Genomic DNA, 13,549 nt, shown 5'->3' on the forward strand with positions numbered 1-13,549 from the left:
AACCGCAGGGCAGGGAGAGAAGCATCGGATGTTGGGAAAAGTGAATCACGTGGCGATCGCCGTGCCCGACCTTGCAGTCGCCATCGAAAGCTATCGCGCTACGCTGGGGGCGCCGGTCTCCGAGCCGCAGGCCCTGCCTGAACACGGCGTGACCGTCGTTTTCGTGACGCTGCCCAATACCAAGGTCGAATTGCTCGAGCCGCTCGGCGACACATCGCCGATCTCCGCCTTCCTCGAGAAAAACCCGGCCGGCGGCATGCACCATATCTGCTACGAGGTGGAAGACATCATCGCCGCGCGCGACCGGCTGAGGCAGGCGGGAGCGCGTGTCCTCGGCGACGGCAACCCGAAAATCGGCGCGCACGGCAAGCCTGTCCTGTTTCTTCACCCCAAGGACTTTCAGGGCACCTTGATCGAGCTCGAAGAGGTGTGACAGTCGGGCGCGGGGAAGAGGTTTGCCGGTTGAGCCGTGCGGGGTTATAACGCGGCCGAACGCTCCACCGCAGAGATTTTTGATGCCTCTCTTCTCTACCTTTGCAATCTACTTCATTATCTGGTGGATCACGCTTTTCGTCGTGCTGCCGCTCGGTGTGCGTACGCAAGCCGAAGAGAATGACGTCGTCCCCGGCTCCGTTGAGAGTGCTCCAGCCCGTTTCCGCGCCCTCAGGGTCGTACTGCTGACCACGGTCATTGCCGCCGTCATCCATCTCGGCTGGTACATTGTTTCGGTGAAGCTCGGCTACGACATCGATGCAATCCCACGCTTCGCGCCGGAATTCTACTGACGCCGGGAACGCAGCGACACGGTTTCGTGAATCGACAGCCACTCGCCCGCCGGCTAATAAAGGGCATGCTGTATTTTGCCCGCCTCCTCCTGTGCCTTTGGCTCGCCGCCTTTGCCGCGAGTACCGTTGCGCAGGCGGCAGGTAGCACGGCGATGATGATCGCCATGGCAGCCGATGCCGGCTCGCAGATGGCAGGGTGCCCGGATTGCGACGATGAGCCTGGCGACGCTGACGGCTTTGCCTGCAACGTCGACTGCACCTCCCTCGGGTCGGGCCTGCCCGTCGATTATCCCGGATACCGACCGATCGTCCCGTCAAAAGTCTTCGGCCCCGCTGCGGCTGAAGATCGGCCTGGCCGTATCGGACCGCCGGACCCTCTTCCCCCAAAACATTTCGCCTGATCTGACGCGCAATGCCTGAGAGGTGCGTGGAACGGTCAGTTTCCGTGCCACGGCGACCGTCGCCGAAGCAAGGTTTCAGCCGTCCTCCGTCGCTTTGATAGGCGCTGGCGGCCCGGGCACGCGGCCAGGCCAGACACGCGCCATCTCAGCCACGTCGTTCCGATGCCGGCCTTCAGGCAGGACGATAGCTGCAATCGAAATCGTATATGAGGAAGACAATGATCTTTTCCACGGCCGCATGCGCCGGTCTATCCCGGCGAAGTGTTGTGGGCTTGCTTGCCACCGGCGCCGGCTTCGTCCTGTTGCCATACAGGATCGTGGCAGCGACCTCTGTCCCGCGCGCGATCGCTTTCGATGGCGATTCGCTCGTAACTGCGATCGAAGGAGAGATCCGACGGTTCGCTCCCGTGATCGGCTGGCAGGTCCTGAAGTCACCCGGTTTCGTGACGGCGCTCGCCAGCCTCCCCGCGCGGGCGGGTGAGATCGTTGCCGGTCTGGCAGGGGGCGGCATCGCACGTTCTTCGGATGGCGGCAGCAGCTGGCAATTCCCGGGAAAGGGACTGCCGGGGGCGCCCGTAACCGCATTGGCCGCATCCGCCGCAGCGCCCGACACGCTCTACGCCACCGTTGCAGGTGACGGTCTCTGGCACAGCACAGACAACGGGGCGGTCTGGAGCCTCGCAATGGACCGGCCCTGGATCGGGGACGGGGAACGCGAGATCGTCGGGCTCGCCTCGGTGAACACCGCCTCGGGCATGGGGGGCATCTGGATCTATGCCGCAACCGAGGCCGGCTTGATCCGGGTGCCTGACTGCTTCTGCCGCTGGCAGGCGATCGTAGCGGGCGACGCGATGGACGCTTTGATTGCCGGCGGCCCGCAAAAACCGGAAGCACCCTTGCCCAAGGGGGAGGCGGTCCGCGCGCTCGTCTCCTGCCTCGCGGAATCCGAGAGGCTGTTCGCCGCGATGCCTTCCGGTCTTTGGACTTCCGCAGATGCGGGCGTGAACTGGTCCCGCAGCTCGGAGCTGAATGCGCTCGCCCTGGCATCGCATCCACAAAACCCCGAACAGCTTGCCGCCGTCACGAAAGATGCGGTCGTAGTCAGCCGCGATGGCGGCACAAACTGGACGAAGCTCTGAAGGAGAACTCTCTTGCGAAATATACTTTCCCTGGCCGTTTTTCTCGCCTTGGCGACCCCGGCCCTTGCCGAAAAACCGATGACGGTCTGGCGCGATCCGGATTGCGGCTGCTGCGACGCCTACGTCGATTACCTGCGCTCCGAGAACTTCGAGGTTCACGTGATCGATGACCGGGACTTCGTCAACCGTTCGGTGGCGGCGGGGGTGCCTGAGCGTGGCATGGGTTGCCACCTGGCGGAAATCGACGGCTATACCCTGAGCGGTCTGATACCGGCCGATATCATCCGGCGTTTGCTCCATGAACGCCCCGCCGTCACGGGTATCACGCTGCCGGGCATGCCGGCGAATGCGCCGGGTATGGCCTCCAAAAAGACGGGGTCGTTGCGCATCTTTTCTTTCGGTCCCGACGGCCCGGCGGTCTATTCCGATGAGTGAGCAGCGGAGGCGGGGCCGATGCGTGTGCGCAAACTCATGACGGTCTTTGTCGCGGTGGGCATCGGCGCTGCGGGCTGGTTTGCCGCCGCTGCGCAGCGGCCGGTGGCCAACGGCCTGACCTTTCTGGGGGAGGCCGTCACGTCCGAACAGATCGACCTGGGACGGACGATCTACCAGGACCATTGCGCCTCTTGCCACGGGGTGCGGCTGGAAGGAGAGCCTGACTGGCGACGGAGAAAAGCGAGCGGCCGCATGCCCGCGCCGCCGCATGATGCAACCGGACATACCTGGCATCATTCGGATCAGGAGCTGTTCACCTTCACCAAATCGGGTCTCGGCGCGGTTCTACCGGACTACGAAAGCGATATGCCCGCTTTTGGGGGGCTGCTGACCGATGCCGAGATCACCGCGGTTCTGGGGTTCATCAAGAGCAGGTGGCCGGAGCGCCAGCGCAAAATACAGACCCGGATCACCGCGGGCGACGGGCAGAGCCATGAGAACAACGGGAGACTCGAAAATGAGTGAAATCGTAAAAGCCGCCAGCACGAGGCAAGTAGCTGGCCTGCGGATGCCGTTCGGCCGCCGCGGCTGGATCCTTGTCGGACTGGGCGTTGCCGGAACCGGCCTGGCCGCAAATTGGGACTGGCTCGCAGCGGCGGGTGTGGCCCCCATTCTCTTGAGCCTCGCGCCCTGCGCGGTGATGTGTGCCACCGGATATTGCGTCATGTGCCGAGGCAAGAAGCCGGCCGATGCATCGGCCACCGATGAACGAACCAAGTGACCAGAGAAAGGAGAGACCAGGATGAATACCATTACGAAGCTAACGCTTTCAGCAGCACTGCTCATTGCAACCGCCGCCTATGCGAACCATAGCGCGCCCCCCGTCGCGAAAGACGAGGCGGTTAAGGGCGGCATGGATATGATGGGTGGCGACATGTCCGGAATGAAGGGCATGATGGACATGATGCGCGCCATGGGGCCGATGATGGAGGCATGCGCGGGGATGATGAAGCAGATGGCTCATCATCATCCGCTGCACGGCGACGAAGCGGCTCCGGCCACCGAACGGGAAGCAAAGCCTTTGCCGCAGGACCGCTGACGCAACTCCGTAGGATACTAGACGAGGGCGGTCTCTCGAAGGACCAACGGGGGGGCCGCCTTCAACGCTCTTTCACCCCTAAAATATGACGTAGCAGAACCGGGGGGGCGGAAGCTTGCAGGCCGGCCGGCGCGTTTGCGCACTTGACAGACAGATTATTGACGTTTTCTCGCGCCTGCTTCGCCCGGAGGGGGCGATGAAAAACCAAAAAAAAACAAGGCCAAAGCCTTGTTTTTTAAGTGTCGCGTGATCTTTAATCCGTTTCCGGCGGCAGCGAACGAGCGCGCCTAAGATCTTATCCTCCCAAGACTTGACCGCGAATTTCGGCAAGAATTTGGTCTTCCTGCCTGTTTTGTGAGCCGAAATTAGCTCAAACCTTGGGCGCTGTCATCTGCTTTTTTTGCATTTTTGCTACAGTCGGGTAAAATTTTTCCGTTGACACCAACTGTCTTCGTCCTGTTACTAGCGTGCTCTTTTGCCGCAGGGTCGCGACCCGTATTTCTCATCCGGGTTATGTGTCGACGCAGCGATAGCCGGCCTTAAGGCAGGGTTCCCTTCCGCGCGCGAAGCGGCTATGAACGCTGAACTCGAAAGGCTCCCGTCGATGCGTCGCCGGGAAAATCAAGAGCCCTGTTAGAATGGCAACAGCTGCCTACCCTGATCTCAGGCGAAGGAGCGGCCGAAGCACAACGTCATTTTGCCTGAATCCGTCGATAGTGCGAATTCACCAGTTCTGGAACCCGTCATGCGCCTGTCCCGCTTTTTCATGCCCATCTTGAAGGAAAATCCGAAGGAAGCGGAAATCGTTTCCCATCGACTGATGCTGAGGACAGGCATGGTCCGCCAGCAGTCCGCGGGCATCTATACGTGGCTGCCGCTCGGCAAGCGCGTGCTGGACAAGGTGAATGCGATCATTCGCGAGGAGCAGAACCGTTCCGGCGCCATCGAACTGCTGATGCCGACACTGCAGTCGGCGGAGCTCTGGCAGGAGAGCGGGCGCTATGACGCCTATGGCAAGGAGATGCTGCGCATCAAGGACCGGCAGGACCGGCCGATGCTTTACGGACCGACGAACGAGGAGATGATCACCGACATCTTCCGCTCCTACGTCAAGTCCTACCGCCATCTGCCGCTGAACCTCTATCATATTCAGCTGAAGTTCCGTGACGAGATCCGTCCGCGCTTCGGCACCATGCGCTCGCGCGAGTTTCTGATGAAGGACGCCTATTCCTTCGATCTCGACCGGGCAGGGGCGGAGCACGCCTATAACAAGATGTTTGCCGCCTATCTCCGCACCTTCGACCGGATGGGCCTGCGCGCCATACCGATGCGTGCCGACACGGGCCCGATCGGCGGGAATCTCAGCCACGAGTTCATCATCCTTGCCGACACGGGCGAGTCCGAGGTGTTCTGCCACAAGGACTTCCTCGGCTTCGACATTCCGGGCGAGGATACGAATTTCGACGACGTCGCGGGCCTGAAGACGATCTTCGACAAGTGGACGTCGCGCTATGCGGCGACCTCGGAAATGCACGACGAGGCCGCCTTCGGCGCCATCCCCGAAGGCGAACGCCTGTCCGCGCGCGGCATCGAGGTGGGTCACATCTTCTATTTCGGCACCAAATATTCCGAGGCCATGGGTGCGAAGGTGCTCGGGCCGGACGGCAAGGAACACACGGTGCACATGGGCTCCTATGGTATCGGTCCGACCCGCCTGGTGCCGGCGATCATCGAAGCTTCGCATGACGACAACGGCATCATCTGGCCCAAAGCGATCGCTCCCTTCGACGTCGTCGTCATCAACATGAAAACGGGCGATGACGCTTGCGATGCGGCTTGCGGCAGGGTCTACTCCGATCTCGGCAAGGCTGGATTCGACGTTCTTCTTGACGACACCGACGAGCGCGCCGGCGGGAAGTTCGCCACCGCCGACCTTATCGGCGTGCCGGTGCAGGTGATCGTCGGACCGCGTTCGATCGCGAACGGCGAAGTCGAAGTGAAGGACCGCAGGACCGGCGCGCGGGAGACGATGACCGTCGAAGCGGCGATCAACAAACTGGTCGCGGCGAGATAACAGACGAAGGGATCGATGATGACCGCGGCGACGGATGAGCAAGTGCAGGCTGCCGCTCCATCCAGCATATCTTCCAGCCGTCCCTTCTCCGCCTTCGAGCGTATGGTCGCCTGGCGCTACCTGCGTTCGCGACGCAAGGAAGCGTTCATCTCGGTCATTGCCGGCTTTTCCTTCATAGGGATCATGCTTGGGGTGGGAACGCTGATCATCGTCATGGCGGTGATGAACGGCTTCCGAACCGAGCTCATTTCGCGCATTCTCGGCATGAACGGCCATATGATCGTCCAGCCTCTGGACGGCCCGCTCACCAATTATGCCGATCTTGCCACCAATTTCTCCGCCGTTCCGGGCGTGACCATGGCCATTCCGATCGTCGAGGGCCAGGTTCTCGCACAGGGCCTGGGCGATGCGTCGACGGGTGCGCTCGTTCGCGGGATACGCGCCGACGACCTCACCAAGCTGAAGTCGATCTCGGGAAATATTCAGTCCGGCGACCTCGTCGGCTTCGCCTCGGGCAGCGGCGTCGCCATCGGCTCGCGCATGGCCGAGCAGCTGGGCATCCGGGTGGGTGGGACGATCACGCTCACCTCGCCGAACGGCGACGTCACGCCGATGGGCATGAATCCGAGGGTCAAGGCCTATACCGTCTCGGCCATCTTCGAGATGGGCATGTCGGAATACGACGCCACCATCATCTTCATGCCGCTCGAGGAAGCGCAGCTCTATTTCAATGCCGAAGGCCTCGTCCAGTCGATCGAGATATTCGCCGAGCATCCGGACGCGGTCGACGAGCTTCGCAAGCCGGTGGAGGATGCCGCCGGCCGGCAGATATTCATTACGGACTGGCGCGAGCGCAACAGAACATTCTTTTCCGCGCTCGAGGTGGAACGGAACGTGATGTTCATGATCCTGACGCTGATCGTGCTGGTCGCGGCGCTGAACATCATCTCCGGCCTGATCATGCTGGTGAAGGACAAGGGCAGCGATATCGCGATCCTTAGGACGATGGGCGCGACCTCCGGCTCGGTGATGCGCATCTTCTTCATGACGGGCGCCGCAATCGGGGTCACGGGAACCATCGCGGGCGTCGTCCTCGGGGTCGTCGTCTGCCTCAACATCGAGTCGATCCGCCAGTTCTTCTCCTGGGTGTCCGGCGCCACGCTCTTCGATCCGGAGCTCTATTTCCTCAGCCAGCTTCCGGCCGATATGAACGCCGACGAGACCGTCACCGTCGTCGTCATGGCGCTTGCGCTTTCCTTCCTTGCCACGATCTTCCCGGCCTGGCGCGCCTCGCGCCTCGATCCGGTGCAGGCCCTGCGGTACGAATAACAAGGACAACAGCTTAAATGAATGCGCGCGTGGCACTGCAGCTCTCCGGCATCGAGCGGCACTATGGCGAGGGCGACACGTTTCTGCCGATCCTCAAGGGAGCCGACCTGACGTTGCGAAGCGGCGAGACGGTCGCCCTCGTGGCCCCGTCCGGTACCGGAAAGTCGACATTGCTTCATATCGCCGGGCTGCTCGAACACCCGGACGAGGGCGAGGTGCTCGTGAACGGCACCTCCTGCAACGGGCTCAGCGACGACCGGCGAACCGCCATCCGCCGCAACGAGATCGGCTTCGTCTACCAGTTCCATCATCTCCTGCCGGAATTCTCGGCGCTGGAGAACATCATGATGCCGCAACTGATCGCCGGATTGCCCAAGGCCGAGGCGGCGGAGCGGGCATCGGCCCTCCTGGACTATATGCGCATCGGCCATCGCGGCAGCCACCGCCCGACCGAGCTTTCCGGCGGCGAGCAGCAGCGCGTCGCCATCGCCAGGGCGGTCGCCAATGCGCCGCTCATCCTTCTGGCGGACGAGCCGACCGGCAACCTCGACCCCGAGACGGCCGGCTATGTGTTCGAGGCGCTGGAAGCCCTGGCGCGCCAGTCCGGGCTCGCGGCGCTGATCGCCACCCACAATCACGAACTCGCTTCACTCATGGATCGCCGCGTCACCATCGAGGACGGCAAGGTCGTCGAACTGAAATAGTTCGGCCGCCGCTGCGCCTACTTGGCTCCGACCTCACTCGCGGCGCGGTCACCCGCTTCGGGCTGCGCTCCTTGCATGTTCCATTCGAGGCGTGTCGACCCTCGGAAGGGCATGCACAAATGCGGGCCGCCGGTGCACGTTAACCATAGCCACTGAATAGCGGGTCTTCTATGCAGACTTCCTTGACTATCGAACAAAATTAGAACAAAAAGGGAACAGTAGCGGAAAGGAGACAAGTTATGGCTGATTTCGTACGTGATCTTGCTGCCTTCGCCTCGATGAGCCTTTTCATCGTGAGCATCTCGGTAATCGCTCTCGGCCTGTGACCGGGATTTATCGAGCGTGCTCCGCGTTCCTGTCGAACGCACACCAAACACCACACGCCGGGCAAAAACCCCGGCGGCCCGTCCTTGAGACTGGACAGTTGGGACGGGAAACAGGATATCCTCGGCGCCGGACAAGAATCGGAGTGCGGCGATGACAGGCAACCAGAGTATCGGGCAGAGTATCGGGCACGGCACAGGGGCTGCGGCGGATCCGCAGTTCGTTCACCTGCGGGTGCATTCCGCCTATTCGTTGCTGGAAGGCGCCCTGCCTTTGAAGAAGATCATCGGCAAGGCGGTCGCCGACGATCAGCCGGCGATCGGCATCGCCGACACCAATAATCTATTCGCGGCGCTCGAATTCTCGCAGAAGGCCGCGGACGACGGATTGCAACCGATAATCGGCTGCCAACTCTCCATCGATATGGAGGACGAAGCGGAGGGCGAGCGGCGTGGAAACGCGCATCAGTTCGTCAAGCTTCCCGCGATCGTGCTGATCGCGGCGACCGATGACGGTTACGCTCGCCTGGTAGAGCTCGTCAGCCGCGCCTATCTCGAAGGCGAGGGACACCAGCAGGCGCGAATAAGCCGCTCCTGGCTCGCCGCAGGCGGTACGTCCGGGCTGATCGCGCTGACCGGGGCGGGAGCCGGCCCGGTCGACTTGGCGCTGAAGTCGGGTTCGCCGGCCCTGGCCGAGGCACGCCTGAAAGTCTTGATCGAGCTTTTCGGCGATCGCCTCTATGTCGAACTGCAGCGGCACGGGAATTACGACCGGCGTCACGAGAACCGCATGATCGATCTCGCCTACCGGTTCGACGTTCCGCTCGTTGCCACCAACGAGGCGTTTTTCCCGTCGCCGTCCGACTATGATGCCCACGATGCGCTGATGGCCGTCGCTCACAATGCGATGGTGTCCGACGACAGCCGTTTCCGTCTGACCCCGGATCATTATCTGAAGAGCCGCAAGGAGATGGCGGCGCTCTTCGCGGATCTGCCCGAGGCATTGGAGAATACGATCGAGGTGGCGCGGCGCTGCTCCTTCATGTTGAAGACCCGCGGACCGATCCTGCCGCGCTTTACCGGCGCTTCGGATGATCCGGAGGAGGCCGAACGCGCGGAGGTGGCGGAGCTGCGCCGGCAGGCGGAGGAGGGGCTGGAGGGCCGGCTCGCCAAACTCGGCATGGCGCCCGGCTACAAGGAAGAGGACTATCGGGAGCGGCTGGCCTTCGAACTCGGCGTCATCGAGCGGATGAAGTTTCCGGGCTACTTCCTCATCGTTGCGGACTTCATCAAATGGGCCAAGCAGCATGACATTCCGGTCGGGCCGGGCCGCGGCTCGGGTGCCGGCTCGCTGGTCGCCTATGCCCTGACGATCACCGATGTCGACCCGATGCGCTTCTCTCTGCTTTTCGAGCGCTTCCTCAATCCCGAACGCGTGTCGATGCCCGATTTCGACATCGATTTCTGCCAGGACCGGCGCGAGGAGGTCATCCGCTACGTGCAGCAGAAATACGGCCGCGAGCAGGTGGCGCAGATCATTACCTTCGGTTCGCTGCAGGCGCGCGCAGCACTGCGCGACGTCGGCCGCGTGCTGGAAATGCCCTACGGCCAGGTCGACAAGATCTGCAAGCTGGTGCCGAACAATCCCGCCAACCCGACGCCGCTTTCCAAGGCGATCGAGGAGGAACCGCGCCTGCAGGAGGAGGCGGAGAAGGAGCCGGTCGTTGCCCGTCTCCTCGACATTGCCCAGAAGATCGAGGGGCTTTACCGCCACGCCTCGACGCACGCGGCCGGCATCGTCATCGGCGACAGGCCGCTCTCGCAGCTCGTGCCGATGTACCGCGATCCGCGCTCCGACATGCCGGTCACTCAGTTCAATATGAAATGGGTCGAGCAGGCGGGTCTCGTGAAGTTCGACTTCCTTGGCCTGAAGACGCTGACCGTTCTGAAGACGGCCGTCGACTTCGTCGGCAAGCGCGGCGCCCATATCGACCTCGCAAGCATTCCGCTCGACGATCTGAAGACCTACGAGACCCTTTCGCGCGGCGAGACGGTCGGCGTGTTCCAGGTGGAAAGCGCCGGCATGCGAAAGGCGCTGATCGGCATGCGCCCGGACTGCATCGAGGACATCATCGCGCTTGTGGCGCTCTATCGCCCGGGACCGATGGAGAACATCCCGGTCTACAACGCCCGCAAGCACGGCGAGGAAGAGATCGAATCGATCCATCCGAAGATCGATTACCTCCTCAAGGAGACACAGGGCGTCATCGTCTACCAGGAGCAGGTGATGCAGATCGCCCAGGTGCTCTCGGGCTATTCGCTCGGCGAGGCCGACCTTCTGCGCCGCGCCATGGGCAAGAAGATCAAGGCGGAGATGGACAAGCAACGCGCCCGCTTCGTTGACGGTGCCGTCAAGAATGGCGTCTCGAAGCCGCAGGCCGACCTGATCTTCGACCTTCTCGCCAAGTTCGCCAATTACGGCTTCAACAAGTCGCACGCAGCCGCCTACGCCATCGTCTCCTACCAGACCGCCTACATGAAGGCGCATTATCCGGTCGAGTTCCTCGCAGCGTCGATGACGCTCGACATGTCGAACACGGACAAGATCAACGATTTCCGCCAGGATGCGATGCGCCTCGGCATCCAGGTGGTCGCGCCGTCCGTGCAGACCTCCCACCGCCACTTCGAGACCGGCGACAACCGCATCTATTATTCGCTCGCCGCCCTCAAAGGCGTCGGCGAGTCCGCCGTCGACCACATCGTCGCCGTGCGTGGCGATCGGCCTTTCGCAAGTCTCGAAGATTTCTGCCTGAGGATCGATCCGAAGCTCTTGAACCGGCGTGTTTTCGAAAGTCTGATCGCCGCCGGTGCTTTCGACTGCTTCGGCTACGACCGGGCGGAGCTCGTCGGCGGCCTCGATCGTATCCTCGGTTTCGCCCAGCGCGCCCAGGAAAACAAGGTGAGCGGCCAGAGCGACATGTTCGGCGCGGGCGCCGCAACCGGGCCCGAGAGGATCGCGCTCCCGCCCTATACGCCGTGGCTCGCCTCGGAGAAGCTGCATCGCGAGTTCCAGGTTTTGGGCTTCTATCTCTCCGCCCATCCACTCGACACCTACAACAATCTGCTCGCCAAGATGCGCGTGCAGACATTTGCGGAGTTCTCGGCAGCCGTAAAACAGGGAGCGGCGGCGGGCCGCCTCGCCGGGACGGTGACGTCGAAGCAGGAACGCAAGACGCGCACCGGCAACAAGATGGGCATCGTCGCCTTCTCGGACGCTTCGGGCCAATTCGAGGCCGTACTCTTCTCCGAAATGCTGAACCAGTATCGCGACCTTCTGGAGCCCGGCAAATCGCTGGTGATGACGGTCGACGCCGAAGAGCGGCCCGAAGGGATCGGCCTCCGCATCCGAACCCTGCGTTCGCTCGAGGAAGAATCGCTGCAGATGCAGAAGGCCTTGCGCGTCTATGTGCGCGACTGCGGACCGCTGCGCTCCATCGCCTCGCATCTGAACGCCAAGGGGGACGGCCTGGTTTCCTTTATCGTCATCAAGGACAACGGGCAGCGGGAGATCGAAGTCGAGCTCAACGAGAAATACCGGATCTCACCCGAGATCGCCGCCGCCCTTCGCTCCGCTCCCGGGGTGGTGGACGTCGAGCTGGTTTAGGGCCCGTCGAGATTCATTTTGAGTTTATGACGGCTGCGAGATGGATAATGGCGTTGAAGCTCGGGTCGGTTTTGTCGCTTGAAGACCTCGAGCACCGACCGTGCGCCACTCCATTTGTCCTTTGATCGTAGCCGATCAAAGGACAAAAACATGCAGCAGCTCAAAGTGCTACAGCGACCTTTGCGCGTAAGGCGCGCGGCGCTGTAGGAAACGTATCGGAGGACTGCAATCTCTCCTCACCTCATCCCTGTGCTCGTCACAGGGATCCAGCAGCGCCGCGTCTGCGGCGCGGGAAGAGCCTTTCCAGCCCAAGGACTTGGTCTGGCTGGATTCCTGTGACGAGCACAGGAATGAGGAACTGGGATGTGCGGCTACTACATCGAAGCGAAGCGGGACGCTGCATACGGGCGTGAATGGGGGCCTTCCGCGCGGCATCGCTATCTTCACGGGTTTATGAAACGCGCCGAGGGGCCGCCCCCTCGCTGCTCTCATCGCTGTGCTCGTCACAGGGATGAGAGCAGCGCCGCGTCTGCGGCGCGGAAGACCCTTTCCAGCCTAAGGACTTGGTCTGGCTGGATTCCTGTGACAAGCACAGGAATGAGGAACTGGGATGTGCGGCTACTACATCGAAGCGAAGCGGGACGCTGTATACGGGCGTGACCCGGGACCTTCGGCGCCGCCTCGCTATCTTCACGGTTTATGAAGCGCGCTGAGGGACCGCACCCTCTCTACTCTCATCCCTGTGCTCGTCACAGGGATGAGAGCAGCGCCGCGTCTGCGGCGCGGAAGAGCCTTCCAGCCCAAGGACTTGGTCTGGCTGGATTCCTGTGACGAGCACAGGAATGAGGGACCGGGATGTGCGGCTACTACATCGAAGCGAAGCGGGACGCTGTATACGGGCGTGAGCCGGGACCTTCGGCGCCGCCTCGCTATCTTCACGGTTTATGAAGCGCGCCGAGGGACCGCACCCCTCTCTACCCTCATCCCCTGTGCTCGTCACAGGGATGAGAGCAGCGCCGCGTCTGCAGCGCGGAAGACCCTTTCCAGCCCAAGGACTTGGTCTGGCTGGATTCCTGTGACAAGCACAGGAATGAGGAGCTGGGATGTGCGGCTACTACATCGAAGCGAATCGGGACGCTGTATACGGGCGTGACCCGGGACCTTCGGCGCCGCCTCGCTATCTTCACGGTTTATGAAGCGCGCCGAGGGACCGCACCCTCTCTACTCTCATCGCTGTGCTCGTCACAGGGATGAGAGCAGCGCCGCGTCTGCGGCGCGGAAGAGCCTTCCAGCCCAAGGACTTGGTCTGGCTGGATTCCTGTGACAAGCACAGGAATGAGGGACCGGGATGTGCGGCTACTACATCGAAGCGAAGCGGGACGCTGTAGACGGGCGTGACTTGGGGCCTTCCGCGCCGCCTCACTATCTTCACGGGTTATGAAACGCGCCGAGGGGCCGCCCCCTCTCTACCCTCATCCCTTATGTGGACGGCTCCCCCTTGCAAGTGTTTTTTGCAGATTTTTTGATCGGATCGCTTGCTTCCATATGTTCGGCCTTTCGGTGTGGCCGCACAGGGCCACTGGCCAAGATGGTTTC

General features: G+C 62.2%; 12 protein-coding genes. All 12 read left to right on the forward strand.

The window, feature by feature from the left end:
- Nucleotides 1-28 precede the first annotated feature (28 nt).
- The 12 genes from mce (at nt 29) to dnaE (ending at nt 11,953) form a co-directional block, all read left to right on the forward strand.
- Nucleotides 29-433 carry a methylmalonyl-CoA epimerase gene (gene mce, locus ACFHWW_RS32310; RefSeq protein ID WP_018094856.1) on the forward strand — a complete coding sequence of 135 codons (405 nt, stop codon included), beginning with the start codon at nt 29-31 and terminating at the stop codon, nt 431-433.
- Between the two features lie 82 nt (nt 434-515).
- The gene (locus ACFHWW_RS32315; RefSeq protein ID WP_018094857.1) at nt 516-785 is read left to right on the forward strand and encodes a DUF1467 family protein; all 270 of its coding nucleotides are present in this window, start codon (nt 516-518) and stop codon (nt 783-785) included.
- Between the two features lie 26 nt (nt 786-811).
- Nucleotides 812-1,186, forward strand: coding sequence for a hypothetical protein (locus ACFHWW_RS32320; protein WP_379943353.1), 375 nt, complete (start codon nt 812-814; stop codon nt 1,184-1,186).
- A gap of 218 nt (nt 1,187-1,404) precedes the next feature.
- A complete protein-coding gene (locus ACFHWW_RS32325) occupies nt 1,405-2,325 on the forward strand; it encodes an exo-alpha-sialidase (RefSeq protein ID WP_379943355.1) in 921 nt (306 codons plus the stop codon).
- Nucleotides 2,326-2,337: 12 nt separating this feature from the next.
- Nucleotides 2,338-2,760 carry a DUF411 domain-containing protein gene (locus ACFHWW_RS32330; RefSeq protein ID WP_379943357.1) on the forward strand — a complete coding sequence of 141 codons (423 nt, stop codon included), beginning with the start codon at nt 2,338-2,340 and terminating at the stop codon, nt 2,758-2,760.
- Between the two features lie 18 nt (nt 2,761-2,778).
- On the forward strand, nt 2,779-3,285 hold the full coding sequence (locus tag ACFHWW_RS32335; protein ID WP_379943359.1) for a c-type cytochrome: 507 nt from the start codon (nt 2,779-2,781) through the stop codon (nt 3,283-3,285).
- The gene (locus ACFHWW_RS32340; protein ID WP_379943361.1) at nt 3,278-3,541 is read left to right on the forward strand and encodes a hypothetical protein; all 264 of its coding nucleotides are present in this window, start codon (nt 3,278-3,280) and stop codon (nt 3,539-3,541) included. The genes ACFHWW_RS32335 and ACFHWW_RS32340 overlap by 8 nt, the downstream gene beginning before the upstream one ends.
- Nucleotides 3,542-3,562: 21 nt before the next feature.
- Entirely contained in the window at nt 3,563-3,859 is a 297-nt protein-coding gene (locus ACFHWW_RS32345; protein WP_198516726.1) for a hypothetical protein, read from the forward strand.
- 745 nt (nt 3,860-4,604) lie between these two features.
- Entirely contained in the window at nt 4,605-5,933 is a 1,329-nt protein-coding gene (proS, locus tag ACFHWW_RS32350; RefSeq protein WP_100672204.1) for a proline--tRNA ligase, read from the forward strand.
- A 15-nt stretch (nt 5,934-5,948) separates the two neighbouring features.
- The gene (locus tag ACFHWW_RS32355; protein WP_198516727.1) at nt 5,949-7,262 is read left to right on the forward strand and encodes a lipoprotein-releasing ABC transporter permease subunit; all 1,314 of its coding nucleotides are present in this window, start codon (nt 5,949-5,951) and stop codon (nt 7,260-7,262) included.
- Between the two features lie 17 nt (nt 7,263-7,279).
- Nucleotides 7,280-7,966 (forward strand): ABC transporter ATP-binding protein, encoded by a 687-nt coding sequence (locus ACFHWW_RS32360; protein ID WP_010969157.1) that lies wholly within the window; start codon nt 7,280-7,282, stop codon nt 7,964-7,966.
- A 477-nt stretch (nt 7,967-8,443) separates the two neighbouring features.
- Nucleotides 8,444-11,953 (forward strand): DNA polymerase III subunit alpha, encoded by a 3,510-nt coding sequence (gene dnaE / locus ACFHWW_RS32365; RefSeq protein WP_379943364.1) that lies wholly within the window; start codon nt 8,444-8,446, stop codon nt 11,951-11,953.
- Nucleotides 11,954-13,549: the final 1,596 nt, after the last annotated feature.

This window comes from Sinorhizobium sp. P24N7 (genome assembly GCF_042436655.1).
Taxonomy (GTDB): domain Bacteria; phylum Pseudomonadota; class Alphaproteobacteria; order Rhizobiales; family Rhizobiaceae; genus Sinorhizobium; species Sinorhizobium meliloti_A.

What these genes read in the sequence shown, in the direction of transcription:
- ACFHWW_RS32360 (WP_010969157.1), top strand. Translation starts at nt 7,280, where the DNA reads ATGAATGCGCGCGTGGCACTGCAGCTCTCCGGCATCGAGCGGCACTAT.
- ACFHWW_RS32315 (WP_018094857.1), top strand. Translation starts at nt 516, where the DNA reads ATGCCTCTCTTCTCTACCTTTGCAATCTACTTCATTATCTGGTGGATC.
- ACFHWW_RS32335 (WP_379943359.1), top strand. Translation starts at nt 2,779, where the DNA reads ATGCGTGTGCGCAAACTCATGACGGTCTTTGTCGCGGTGGGCATCGGC.
- ACFHWW_RS32325 (WP_379943355.1), top strand. Translation starts at nt 1,405, where the DNA reads ATGATCTTTTCCACGGCCGCATGCGCCGGTCTATCCCGGCGAAGTGTT.
- ACFHWW_RS32345 (WP_198516726.1), top strand. Translation starts at nt 3,563, where the DNA reads ATGAATACCATTACGAAGCTAACGCTTTCAGCAGCACTGCTCATTGCA.
- proS (WP_100672204.1), top strand. Translation starts at nt 4,605, where the DNA reads ATGCGCCTGTCCCGCTTTTTCATGCCCATCTTGAAGGAAAATCCGAAG.
- dnaE (WP_379943364.1), top strand. Translation starts at nt 8,444, where the DNA reads ATGACAGGCAACCAGAGTATCGGGCAGAGTATCGGGCACGGCACAGGG.
- mce (WP_018094856.1), top strand. Translation starts at nt 29, where the DNA reads ATGTTGGGAAAAGTGAATCACGTGGCGATCGCCGTGCCCGACCTTGCA.
- ACFHWW_RS32355 (WP_198516727.1), top strand. Translation starts at nt 5,949, where the DNA reads ATGATGACCGCGGCGACGGATGAGCAAGTGCAGGCTGCCGCTCCATCC.
- ACFHWW_RS32340 (WP_379943361.1), top strand. Translation starts at nt 3,278, where the DNA reads ATGAGTGAAATCGTAAAAGCCGCCAGCACGAGGCAAGTAGCTGGCCTG.